The following is an 11,586-nucleotide window of genomic DNA, read 5'->3' on the forward strand; positions in this document are numbered from 1 at the left end:
TCCGCACCGCCGCCTCGACGCCGAGCACCGCCGCTCCCGGGTAGCGCTCCGACCCGGTCGCGATCCCCAGCACCCCGCGCGTGTACTTGTCGTCGTCCTCCCGCGGCACCCTGATGCTCCGCGCCGCCTCCGCCGTCCCGACCCGCTCACCCATCCCGCCACCCTACGTCGCCCTGCGACGGAGCCGCCCGGTGCCGCCGCTGCCGCACTGGTGCCGGCGCAGCGCACTGGTGCCGGCGCAGCCGCACCCCTCTCCCCTTTTTCCAGGGGGGCGCGGGTGCTGGAGGGGTCGGATGCAAGGCGGAGGAGGAAGCGATACCGGCGGTATCGCGCCCGACGACAACGCCGCCTCCAGCACCCGCGGGCGCGGGCCGCGGAGGGGTCGGATGCAAGGCGGAGGAGGAAGCGATACCGGCGGTATCGCACCCGACGACAACGCCGCCGCCGCCTCCAGCACCCGCGGGCGCGGGCCGCGGAGGGGTCGGATGCAAGGCGGAGGAGGAAGCGATACCGGCGGTATCGCACCCGACGACAACGCCGCCTCCAGCACCCGCGGGCGCGGGCCGCGGAGGGGTCGGATGCAAGGCGGAGGAGGAAGCGATACCGGCGGTATCGCACCCGACGACAACGCCGCAGACGGCCCCTCCGCGGCCCGCGCCTAGCGGCGGGTGGCGTCGTCGACTTCGCCGACGAGCTCCTCGATGATGTCCTCGAGGAACAGCACTCCGGTGGCGCGGCCCTGCTCGTCGAACGCGCGGGCGAGGTGGGCGCCGGTGCGCCGCATGATCGCGAGGGCGTCCTCGAGGTCGGTGGCCTCGAAGATCGAGGCGAGCTGGCGGATGCGCTTGGCGGGGACGGGGAGGCGGAACTTGGCGCCCTCCGTGTCGCCGTCGAGGTCGAGGACGTCCTTGAGGTGGATGTAGCCCTCGGGGGTGCCGTCCTCGCCGAGGATCACGTAGCGCGAGAAGCCGTGCTTGGCGACGGCGCGCTCGACGTCGGCGGGGGTCGCTCCGCTGGGGAGGCTGACGATCCCGTCGAGGGGCAGGGCGACGTCGTGGACCTTCTTCTCGGTGAACTCGAACGCGGCGAGGAGGGTCCCGGTCGAGTCGCGGAGCGTGCCCTCGCGGGTGGACTGGTCGACGATCGTCTGCACCTCCTCGAGCGTGAAGGTGCTGTTCGCCTCGTCCTTGGGCTCCACCCTGAAGAGGCGGAGCACTCCGTTCGAGACCGCGTTGAGGGCGACGATGATCGGGCGGAGGACCCGGGCGATGGCGACGAGCGGCGGCGCCAGGAGGAGCACGGCGCGGTCGGGCATCGAGAACGAGATGTTCTTGGGGACCATCTCGCCGAGCACCACGTGCAGGAACGACACGATCAGCAGCGTGATGACGAAGGCGACGGTGCCGGAGAGCTCGTCGGGGATGCCGACGGCGTGCAGCGGCACCTCGAGCAGGTGGTGGATCGCCGGCTCGCTCACGTTGAGGATCAGCAGCGAGCAGACGGTGATGCCCAGCTGCGTGGTCGCGAGCATCAGTGTGGCGTGCTCCATCGCGGCGAGCGCGGTGATCGCGCTGCGGCGTCCGCTCTCCGCGAGGGGCTCGATCTGGGAGCGGCGCGCGGAGATGACCGCGAACTCCGCTCCGACGAAGAAGGCGTTCGCGGCGAGGAGCACCACGAGCCAGGCGATTCCGGCCCAGTCACTCATCGTCGGACTCCTTCCGTCCGCGGTGTCCGCGGGCGACGTCGGCGAGCGGGTCGGGGATCCCGTCGGGATCCGCGTCGGGATCGGGCGTGAAGCGGAGGCGGTCGATGCGGCGGCCGTCCAGGCGCTCGACGCGCAGAGACCCGCCCTCGACGTCGACCCGGTCGCCGACGGCGGGGAGGCGGCCGAGCTCGCTCATCACGAATCCGGCGACCGTCTCGTAGGGCCCCTCCTCGGGGATGTGCACGCCGGCGCGGTCGAGGACCTCGTCGGGGCGGAGCATGCCGGGGAAGGTGGTGGAGCCGGGGAGCTTGACCACGTCGGCCCGGGAGCGGTCGTGCTCGTCGGCGACCTCGCCGACCAGCTCCTCGACCAGGTCCTCGAGCGTGGCGACGCCCGCCGTGCCGCCGTACTCGTCGACGACGACCGCGAGCTGGAAGCCGCGTCCGCGCAGCTCCGTGAGCAGCACGTCGAGCTTCATGGTCTCGGGGACGCGGAGCGGCTCGGAGCGCAGCGCCGTGACCGGCACGTCGGACCTCTTGCCGCGGGGCACGGCGACGGCCTGCTTGACGTGCACGACTCCGACGATGTCGTCGATGTCGTCGTCCGTGATCGGGAAGCGCGAGAACCCGGTGGTGCGGGCGAGGTCGAGCACGTCCTGCGCGGTGCTCGCGCGCTCGACCGTCGACAGGCGCAGGCGCGGCGTCATCACGTCGCCCGCGGTGAGGGCGGAGAAGCGGAGGGTGCGCCCGAGCAGGTCGGCCGTGTCCTCCTCGAGCAGTCCGGCGCTCGCGGAGTGGCGCACGAGGCTCGAGAGCTCCTCGGCGCTGCGGGCGCCCGAGAGCTCCTCCTTCGGCTCGATGCCGACCAGGCGCAGCAGGGCGTTCGCGCTGCCGTTCAGCAGGGCGACGGCCGGGCGGAACACCGTCGTGAACGCGGTCTGCAGCGGCACGACGAGCTTCGCGGTCGCCCGCGGCAGAGCGAGGGCGAAGTTCTTGGGGACCAGCTCGCCGAGGATCATCGACAGCAGGGTCGCGATGACGATGGCGACCACCGTCATGACCGGCGCGAGCGCCTCCTCCGGGATGCCGAGTCCGCTGAACGGCTCCTGGAGCAGCGTCGAGAGGGCGGGCTCCATCGTGTAGCCGGTGAGCAGCGTCGTGAGAGTGATGCCCAGCTGCGCGCTCGAGAGGTGCGTGGAGGTGACGCGCAGGGCCGCGATGGTCATGCCCAGGCGCGTCTCGCCACGGTCGCGACGGGCCTCGAGGTCGGCCCGGTCGAGGTTCACCAGCGCGAACTCGCTGGCGACGAAGACGCCGGTGCCCAGGGTCAGCAGCAGGCCGACGCCGAGGAGGAGCCACTCAGTTCCCACGGTGGTCGCCCCCGGTCACGAGAGGGAGGTGCGAGGAGGGCCGGACGGTGCGGGCCGGCGGAGCGGCGGCACCGGAGCGTCGAGCGGGAGTCCGAGGAGCACGGCAGTGATCGGAACAGGCCGGATGCGCAGAGGGAGGGTCGTCCATTGTGGCGCCGAGTCTACCCGCCGCGGAGCGCCGCCGGGCGTGCTCCGACGCGGCGGCTCAGAGCCACTTCTTCCGCTTGAACACCGCGTAGAGCGCGAAGCCGAACAGCACCATCAGGCCCAGCGCCCAGGGGTAGCCGAGCCGCCAGTGCAGCTCCGGCATGTCGTCGAAGTTCATCCCGTAGATGCCGGCCACCAGGGTCGGGGCGAAGAGGATCGCCGCCCACGAGGAGATCTTGCGGACCACGTCGTTCTGGGCGAGCCCGGTCTCGGTCTGCCGGCGCGAGACGAGCGTCGAGTGCACCGTGAGCGCCTTGTCGAGGATCGCGCGCAGGGAGTCGACCGCCTCCGTCACACGGATGGTGTGGTCGAGCACGTCGCGGAGGGAGCGGCGCAGCTCGATCCGCTCCGGCGAGGGCGAGGGCTCCCCCTCCACGGGCGTCGACTCCTGCAGCAGCTCGTGCAGCAGGGCGGTCAGCGGCTGCACCGAGCGCTGGAAGTGGATGACCTCGCGCGAGAGCCGGTAGATGCGCTCGGAGAGCCCGTCGTCCGAGTCGTCGCCGAAGAGCTGGTCCTCGATCTCGTCCACGTCGCCCTGGACGCCGAACACCACCGGCGCGTACTCGTCGACGACCTGGTCGAGGATCGCGTAGAGCACCGCTTCGGGCCCGCGGGCGAGGAGGGCCGGATCCTCCTCCAGGCGGCGGCGCACGCGGGCGAGGTCCGGGGAGTCGGCGTGCCGGATGGTGACCACGAAGTCGGGGCCGACGAAGACGTGCAGCTCGCCGAAGACGACCGTCTCGGCGGCGTCCGCGTAGCGCGCCGGCCGCAGCACGACGAAGAGCCCGTCGTCGTAGCGCTCGAGCTTGGCCCGCTGGTGCCCGCTGAGCGCGTCCTCGACGGCGAGCGGGTGCAGCCCGAACTCCTCGGCGACCGCCTCGACCTCCTCGCGCGTCGGGCGGTAGAGGCCGATCCAGGCCATGCCGTGCTCGTCGCGCATCAGCTCGAAGGTGTCCTCGAGCGAGTCGGGGTTCCGGATGCGGCGGCCGTCGACGTACACGGCGTTGTCGACGATGGTCATGGGCTCGGTTCTAGCACGCGGCGCCCGCTCACCAGCTGACCGGCAGCGCCTTGCCCTCCTCGTAGCCCGCGGCCGACTGCAGGCCCACGTGCGCCCGCTCGTGGAAGTCGGCCACGCTCCGGGCGCCGGCGTAGGTGAAGGACGAGCGGACCCCCGAGGTGATCATGTCGAGCAGGTCCTCGACCGAGGGCCGCAACGGGTCGAGGTAGATGGTGGAGGAGGAGATGCCCTCGGCGAAGAGGCGCTTGCGGGCGAGCTCGTACGCGTCGAGGCGGTCGAAGCGCTCCTGCACCGCCTTGGCCGAGGCCATGCCCCAGCTCTCCTTGTAGACCCGGCCGGCCGCGTCGCTGCGCAGCTCCCCCGGAGCCTCGATCGTGCCGGCGAACCAGGAGCCGATCATCACGGAGGCGGCGCCCGCGGCCAGCGCGAGGGCGACGTCGCGCGGGTAGCGCACCCCGCCGTCCGCCCAGACGTGGGCGCCCAGCTCGTGCGCGCGCTCGGCCGTCTCGAGGACGGCCGAGAACTGCGGGCGGCCGACCGCGGTCATCATCCGGGTGGTGCACATCGCGCCGGGGCCGACGCCGACCTTGAGGATGTCCGCTCCCGCGTCGACGAGGTCGTGCACCGCGTCGGCCGTGACGACGTTGCCCGCCGCGATCGGCACTCCGAGATCGAGCGCGGAGACCGTCCGGAGCGCCCGGAGCATCCCCTCCTGGTGGCCGTGCGCGGTGTCGAGGACGAGGACGTCGACGCCCGCGGAGACGAGCGCGCGCGCCTTCGCCTCGACGTCGCCGTTGATGCCGATCGCCGCCGCGACGCGCAGACGCCCGTCCGCGTCGAGCGCCGGGTCGTAGACGGTGGAGCGGAGGGCGCCGGTGCGCGACAGCGTGCCGACCAGGGCGCCGTGGTGCAGCACCGGGGCGAAGTCGAGGTCGGCGGCCACCATGAGGTCGAAGGCGGCTCGCGCGGTGGGCACGTCGTCGGCGTCGATCGAGGGCGTGGCGGAGTGCACCAGGTCGCCCAGACGCGCGTCCGGCAGCGCGGTCGCCAGGCGCGCGGCCGGGACGCAGCCGAGGATCGCGCCGCCCTCCTCCTGCACCACGAAGCCGTGGCCGGCGACGGCCGGCAGGATGCGCAGCGCCTCCTCCACGGTCGTCGCCGGCGAGGCGGTGAGGGCGCCGGAGAAAGCGACCGGCTGGCGCTTCACCCAGCGGATCGCGGCGTCCAGCGCCTGCAGAGGCATGTCCTGCGGGAGGACGCCGAGCCCGCCCCGGCGCGCGAGCGTCGCTGCGAGGCGCTGACCGGTGACCGAGTTCATGTTGGAGGAGACGACGGGGATCGTCGCCCCGGTGCCGTCGCCCGGAGCGAGCGAGACGTCGAGGCGGCTCGTCACCGACGAGCGGCCGGGGACGAGGAAGACGTCCGAGTAGGTGAGGTCGCCTGAGGGTGTTCCGCCGGAGAAACGCATGGGGGAAACGCTACTCCGGCGCGGCCCCGGGTCGGCCGTGCAGGGAACGGGGCTAGGCTTGGCGACCGGGACGGGACCAGGCGACGGCACCGGTTCCCGCTGGTGCGAGGACGACCTCCTCCGCCGCGGTGGCAGGCGCCGAGGGATGCGACGGGCCCGTCCGGATGATCGAGGACGAATCAACGGAGAGAGTGGGCGATCGGCTGTGTCGAGCCAGTTGACCGGAGCAGGAACAGAGCAGGGCGCGGAGGACTTCGGAGCCAACGAGTGGCTCGTGGAGGAGTTGTACGAGCAGTACAGCGCCGACCGCGCCTCGGTGGACGAGTCCTGGTGGCCCATCCTGGAGCGCTACGGCGCCCAGCTCGCGAACTCCGGCAAGGACGCTCCGGCTCCGGCTCCCGCCGCGGCCCCCGCGCCCGCCGCCTCGAAGCCCGCCGCTGCCGCCGAGCGCGTCTCGTCGAGCGGCGGAGGCGCCGTGACCCATCCCGCCGCGGCCTCCTCCTCCGAGTCGACCCCCGCCTCCCGCACCACGTCGAAGCAGCCGAAGGCGCAGCCGATCCCGGCCGACGCTCCGGTGAGCAAGCCCTCCGCCGAGGACTCGACGCCGGACGAGGACGTCGTCACCCCGCTCCGCGGCATGGCGAAGAGCCTCGCGACCAACATGGACGCCAGCCTCAGCATCCCCACCGCGACGAGCGTCCGCACGATCCCGGCGAAGCTGATGATCGACAACCGCATCGTCATCAACAACCACCTCCGCCGCACCCGCGGTGGCAAGGTCTCGTTCACGCACCTGATCGGCTGGGCGCTCATCCGCGCGCTCAAGGACTTCCCGAGCCAGAACGTGTTCTACGACGAGGTCGACGGCAAGCCCGCGGTCGTCGCTCCGGCGCACGTCAACCTCGGCATCGCGATCGACATGCCGAAGCCCGACGGCACGCGCGCCCTGCTCGTGCCGAGCATCAAGCGCGCCGACACGCTGAGCTTCACGGCCTACCTCTCGGCCTACGAGGACCTGGTCAAGCGCGCGCGCGGCAACAAGCTCGTCGCCGGCGACTTCGCGGGCACCACGCTCTCGCTGACGAACCCCGGCGGCATCGGCACGGTCCACTCCGTCCCCCGCCTGATGAAGGGCCAGGGCTGCATCATCGGCGCCGGCGCCCTCGAGTACCCGGCGGAGTTCCAGGGCGCGTCCGAGAAGACGCTGGTCGAGCTGGGTATCGGCAAGACCATCACCCTGACCTCGACCTACGACCACCGCGTCATCCAGGGCGCCGGCTCGGGCGAGTTCCTCAAGATCGTGCACGAGCTCCTGCTCGGCGGCCGCGGCTTCTACGAGGACATCTTCGCCGCGCTGCGCATCCCCTACGACCCGATCCACTGGTCCACGGACATCGCCGTCGACCTCGCCGAGCGCGTCTCCAAGACCGCCCGCGTGCAGGAGCTCATCAACTCGTTCCGCGTCCGCGGGCACCTGATGGCCGACGTCGACCCGCTGGAGTACGTGCAGCGCTCGCACCCCGACCTCGCCATCGAGAGCCACGGCCTCACCTTCTGGGACCTCGACCGCGAGTTCGTCACGGACGGCTTCGGCGGCAAGCGCCAGCTCAAGCTGCGCGACATCCTCGGGATCCTCCGCGACTCGTACTGCCGCACCGTCGGCGTCGAGTACATGCACATCCAGGACCCGGAGCAGCGCGCCTGGATGCAGCAGAAGCTCGAGCGCGGCTACGAGAAGCCGGGCCACGACGAGCAGCTGCGCATCCTGGGCAAGCTCAACGAGGCCGAGGCCTTCGAGACCTTCCTGCAGACCAAGTACGTGGGCCAGAAGCGCTTCTCGCTCGAGGGCGGGGAGTCGCTCATCGCGTTGCTCGACGCCGTCCTGCAGGGCGCGGCCGACGAGCACCTCGACGAGGTCGCGATCGGCATGGCCCACCGCGGCCGCCTGAACGTGCTGACCAACATCGCCGGCAAGACCTACGGCCAGATCTTCCGCGAGTTCGAGGGCACCCAGGACCCGCGCACGGTCCAGGGCTCCGGAGATGTGAAGTACCACCTCGGCACCGAGGGCACCTTCCGCGGCGCGGCGGGCGAGGAGATCCCGGTCTACCTGGCGGCGAACCCCTCGCACCTCGAGGCCGTGAACGGCGTGCTCGAGGGCATCGTCCGCGCCAAGCAGGACCGCAAGCCCATCGGCACCTTCACCACGCTGCCGATCCTCGTCCACGGCGACGCCGCGATGGCGGGCCAGGGCGTGGTGGTCGAGACCCTGCAGATGTCGCAGCTGCGCGCGTACCGCACCGGCGGCACGATCCACATCAACATCAACAATCAGGTCGGGTTCACGACTCCCCCTCACGAGGCCCGCACCTCGATCTACTCGACCGACGGCGCGAAGACGATCCAGGCGCCGATCTTCCACGTGAACGGCGACGACCCCGAGGCGGTCGTCCACGTCGGGCAGCTCGCGTTCGAGTACCGCCAGCGGTTCCACCGCGACGTGGTCATCGACCTGATCTGCTACCGCCGGCGCGGGCACAACGAGGGCGACGACCCCTCGATGACCCAGCCGCTGATGTACAGCCTGATCGAGGCCAAGCGCTCGGTCCGCAAGCTGTACACCGAGGCGCTCGTCGGCCGCGGCGACATCACCGAGGAGGAGTACGACCGCGCCCACCAGGACTTCCAGGACCGCCTGGAGCGCGCGTTCGCCGAGACCCACGCCGCGCAGACCGGCGCGATCCCCGTGATCACCGCCGACGGCGACTCCGTGGCCGACCTCGAGCTGCCCGACGCGCAGCAGGGCGAGGACTACCCGGGCGAGCCCGAGGTGACCGGCGTGAAGACCGAGGTCGTCACCCGCATAGGCGACGCGTTCACGACACCGCCCGAGGGCTTCACCGTGCACCCGAAGCTCCAGCAGCTGCTGGCGAAGCGGCAGGAGATGAGCCGCTCCGGCTCCATCGACTGGGCCTTCGGCGAGCTGCTCGCGCTCGGCTCGCTGCTGCTCGAGGACACCCCGGTGCGCCTCGTCGGCCAGGACACGCGCCGCGGGACCTTCGTCCAGCGCCACGCTGTCCTCCACGACCGCGAGAACGGCCAGGAGTGGCTGCCGCTGATGAACCTGTCCGAGCAGCAGGCCCGGCTCTGGATCTACGACTCGCTGCTCTCGGAGTACGCGGCGATGGCGTTCGAGTACGGCTACTCGGTGGAGCGGCCCGACTCGCTCGTGCTGTGGGAGGCGCAGTTCGGCGACTTCGCGAACGGCGCCCAGATCGTGATCGACGAGTTCATCTCCTCCGCCGAGCAGAAGTGGGGCCAGCGCTCGTCGCTCGTGCTCCTGCTCCCGCACGGCTACGAGGGCCAGGGCCCCGACCACTCGTCGGCTCGGATCGAGCGCTACCTGCAGATGTGCGCGGAGCGGAACATGACCGTCGCGCGCCCGTCGACGCCGGCGTCCTACTTCCACCTGCTGCGCCGCCAGGCCTACTCCCGGCCCCGCCGACCGCTGATCGTCTTCACCCCGAAGGCGATGCTGCGTCTGCGCGGCGCCTCGAGCCCGGTCGAGGACTTCACCTCGGGCCGCTTCCAGCCGGTGATCGACGACGCGCGGATCCAGGACGCCTCCGCCGTGAAGCGCGTCCTGCTCCACGCCGGCAAGGTCCACTACGACCTCAAGGCGGAGCTCGAGAAGAAGCCCGACGACGGCATCGCGCTGGTGCGGGTCGAGCAGTACTACCCGGCGCCGATCGAGGAGCTGCGCGGCATCGCCGAGCGGTACCCGGACGCGGAGCTCGTCTGGGTGCAGGACGAGCCCGAGAACCAGGGCGCCTGGCCGTTCATGGCCCTCGAGGTCGCTCCGAAGCTGGGCCGGTCCATGCGCGTGGTCTCGCGGCCGTCCGCGGCCTCCCCCGCGGCCGGCTCGGCCAAGCGGCACGCCTCCGAGCAGGCAGACCTGCTGTCGCGGGCGCTCACCCGCTGATCCGCGGTCCGCACGACGCGGTCGGGCCCGTCGGAACCTCGTGTTCCGGCGGGCCCGTCACGTTGCGGGCGGACCGTGCCTGACCGCAGGCCCGCAGAGACCGGCAGGAGCGCTCGCGACGTGCGGGTGCCGCGGCGACCGGAGGCCGCCGGACACGACGGAGCCCCGGCCCCTCGAGGGCCCGCGGTGCGCGGGAGGTCTCGAACGGCCGGGGCTCCCCGGGTCGTGCTGCGCCTAGAGGCGGGCGGGCGCCTGGGAGTGCGCGGCGTGCTCGTCGCGGAGCATGCCGAGCACCTGGGCGCGGAGGTCCTCCGGCGCCGTCTCCTTGCACGCCCGCTGCACGGCGACCGTCAGCACCACGCCGACCTTCGCCTCGTCGGCGCAGTCGACGCATCCCGCCATGTGCTCGCGGATGTCGGCGGCGTCCTCCTTGCACAGCTCGTTGTGGAGGTACTCCTCGAGCTCGGCCTTCGCCTTCGTGCAGCCGCTGTCGGTCATTTCGTGCTCCCGGAAGTGAATGCGGCGCGGAATCCGCGCTCGCGTGCGTAGTCGGTGAGTCGTTCGCGCAGCATGCGCCGACCGCGGTGCAGCCGGCTCATGACGGTCCCGACGGGGGTCTTCATGATGTCCGCGATCTCCTGGTAGGAGAAGCCTTCGACATCGGCGAAGTAGACGGCGAGCCGGAAGTCCTCCGGGATCGCCTGGAGCGCCTCCTTCACCGCGGTGTCGGGGAGGTGGTCGATCGCCTCCGCCTCGGCCGAGCGGCTGGAGGTGGCCGTGGTCGACTCGGCGCCGCCCAGCTGCCAGTCCTCGAGCTCGTCGATCGCGCTCTGATAGGGCTCGCGCTGCTTCTTGCGGTACGAGTTGATGAACGTGTTCGTGAGGATGCGGTAGAGCCAGGCCTTCAGGTTGGTGCCCTGCTCGAACTGGCGGAACGCGCCGAAGGCCTTCGCGAAAGTCTCCTGCACGAGGTCCTGCGCGTCGGAGGGGTTCTTCGTCATCCGCAGACCGGCCGCGTAGAGCTGGTCGATGAAGGGCAGCGCCTGCTGCTCGAAGAGGGAGCGGAGATCGACGGGAGCCTCGACCGGGGCGTCGTCCAGCGACTCCTCGACGGTCTCCACGATCGTCTGCTCCGCGTCGGCGGGCTCGGGAGCCTCGTCGGCGGGGGTGGTGCGGGGTTCGTCGTCGCGAGTCATCACGAGCGATTCTAGAGCGGCGGCGCGGCGGACGACCGGGGTTGCGGCACGAGGGCGCCTCCGGGCGACGGGCCTGCTGCTCCGGAGGACCGGGGGTGCTGCCGTCATGCTCCGCCTCCGTCACGCTCCTGACGACGCCCTGCGCGCCGACTATCCTGACAACCGATGGTCTTCTCGCGTTATTCCGCTCCCGAGTTCGATCCGTACGGCGACGCCCGTGCGCTCCCCGGCGACGACGCCTGGCCCGCACCCCTCGCGGCCGGCGCTCTCGACGCCGAGGTCGGCCTGCCCGGCTCCAAGTCGCTGACCAACCGGGAGCTGGTGCTCGCCGCTCTGGCCGACGGGCCCTCCACGCTGCGGGCGCCGCTGCACTCCCGCGACAGCGCCCTGATGGTCGAGGCGCTGCGCTCGCTCGGCACCACGATCCGGGAGTCCGGCTCGACCGGCGGCTTCGGCGCCGACCTGGTCGTGGAGCCCGCGGAGGAGCTGCTCGGCTCGACGACGATCGACTGCGGGCTCGCGGGCACCGTGATGCGCTTCGTCCCGCCGCTGGCCGGTCTCGCGCTCGGCCCCACCACCTTCGACGGCGACGCGTACGCGGCGAAGCGGCCGATGGGGGCGACGATCGCCTCCCTCCG

Annotated in this window: 7 protein-coding genes and 2 pseudogenes; 2 read left to right on the top strand and 7 right to left on the bottom strand. The window is 71.9% G+C overall.

The genetic code is table 11. The features are described from left to right. From C5C74_RS17940 to C5C74_RS15735, 5 genes and pseudogenes are all read right to left on the bottom strand, one after another. A pseudogene (locus C5C74_RS17940) lies at positions 1 to 154 on the bottom strand (NAD(P)H-hydrate dehydratase); the annotation flags it as partial. A gap of 504 nt (positions 155 to 658) precedes the next feature. After that, the gene (locus C5C74_RS15720; RefSeq protein WP_104335148.1) at positions 659 to 1,705 is read right to left on the bottom strand and encodes a hemolysin family protein; all 1,047 of its coding nucleotides are present in this window, start codon (positions 1,703 to 1,705) and stop codon (positions 659 to 661) included. After that, the gene (locus C5C74_RS15725) at positions 1,698 to 3,074 is read right to left on the bottom strand and encodes a hemolysin family protein (RefSeq protein ID WP_104225499.1); all 1,377 of its coding nucleotides are present in this window, start codon (positions 3,072 to 3,074) and stop codon (positions 1,698 to 1,700) included. The genes C5C74_RS15720 and C5C74_RS15725 overlap by 8 nt, the downstream gene beginning before the upstream one ends. Positions 3,075 to 3,279: 205 nt before the next feature. Next, complete coding sequence (gene corA / locus C5C74_RS15730; protein WP_104224113.1) at positions 3,280 to 4,302, bottom strand: magnesium/cobalt transporter CorA; 1,023 nt, start codon at positions 4,300 to 4,302, stop codon at positions 3,280 to 3,282. A gap of 28 nt (positions 4,303 to 4,330) precedes the next feature. After that, positions 4,331 to 5,770: a GuaB1 family IMP dehydrogenase-related protein gene (locus C5C74_RS15735; RefSeq protein WP_104246650.1), complete on the bottom strand. Its 1,440-nt coding sequence runs from the start codon at positions 5,768 to 5,770 to the stop codon at positions 4,331 to 4,333. Between the two features lie 205 nt (positions 5,771 to 5,975). Here C5C74_RS15735 and C5C74_RS15740 point away from each other — a divergent pair, with 205 nt between their 5' ends. Next, positions 5,976 to 9,752 (top strand): multifunctional oxoglutarate decarboxylase/oxoglutarate dehydrogenase thiamine pyrophosphate-binding subunit/dihydrolipoyllysine-residue succinyltransferase subunit, encoded by a 3,777-nt coding sequence (locus C5C74_RS15740; protein ID WP_181068290.1) that lies wholly within the window; start codon positions 5,976 to 5,978, stop codon positions 9,750 to 9,752. A gap of 234 nt (positions 9,753 to 9,986) precedes the next feature. On the opposite strand, the gene C5C74_RS15745 is transcribed toward C5C74_RS15740, so the two are convergent. Both C5C74_RS15745 and C5C74_RS15750 read right to left on the bottom strand, forming a co-directional pair. Next, positions 9,987 to 10,250 (bottom strand): zf-HC2 domain-containing protein, encoded by a 264-nt coding sequence (locus C5C74_RS15745; protein ID WP_104224116.1) that lies wholly within the window; start codon positions 10,248 to 10,250, stop codon positions 9,987 to 9,989. Then, entirely contained in the window at positions 10,247 to 10,948 is a 702-nt protein-coding gene (locus C5C74_RS15750; protein WP_104224117.1) for a sigma-70 family RNA polymerase sigma factor, read from the bottom strand. The genes C5C74_RS15745 and C5C74_RS15750 overlap by 4 nt, the downstream gene beginning before the upstream one ends. Positions 10,949 to 11,113: 165 nt before the next feature. Here C5C74_RS15750 and C5C74_RS15755 point away from each other — a divergent pair. Beyond that, positions 11,114 to 11,586: pseudogene (locus tag C5C74_RS15755) on the top strand (3-phosphoshikimate 1-carboxyvinyltransferase); the annotation flags it as partial.

The organism is Rathayibacter sp. AY1E8 (genome assembly GCF_002931415.1).
Classification (GTDB): Bacteria; Actinomycetota; Actinomycetes; order Actinomycetales; family Microbacteriaceae; genus Rathayibacter.

What these genes read in the sequence shown, in the direction of transcription:
- C5C74_RS15750 (WP_104224117.1), bottom strand. Translation starts at nt 10,948, where the DNA reads ATGACTCGCGACGACGAACCCCGCACCACCCCCGCCGACGAGGCTCCC.
- corA (WP_104224113.1), bottom strand. Translation starts at nt 4,302, where the DNA reads ATGACCATCGTCGACAACGCCGTGTACGTCGACGGCCGCCGCATCCGG.
- C5C74_RS15720 (WP_104335148.1), bottom strand. Translation starts at nt 1,705, where the DNA reads ATGAGTGACTGGGCCGGAATCGCCTGGCTCGTGGTGCTCCTCGCCGCG.
- C5C74_RS15735 (WP_104246650.1), bottom strand. Translation starts at nt 5,770, where the DNA reads ATGCGTTTCTCCGGCGGAACACCCTCAGGCGACCTCACCTACTCGGAC.
- C5C74_RS15745 (WP_104224116.1), bottom strand. Translation starts at nt 10,250, where the DNA reads ATGACCGACAGCGGCTGCACGAAGGCGAAGGCCGAGCTCGAGGAGTAC.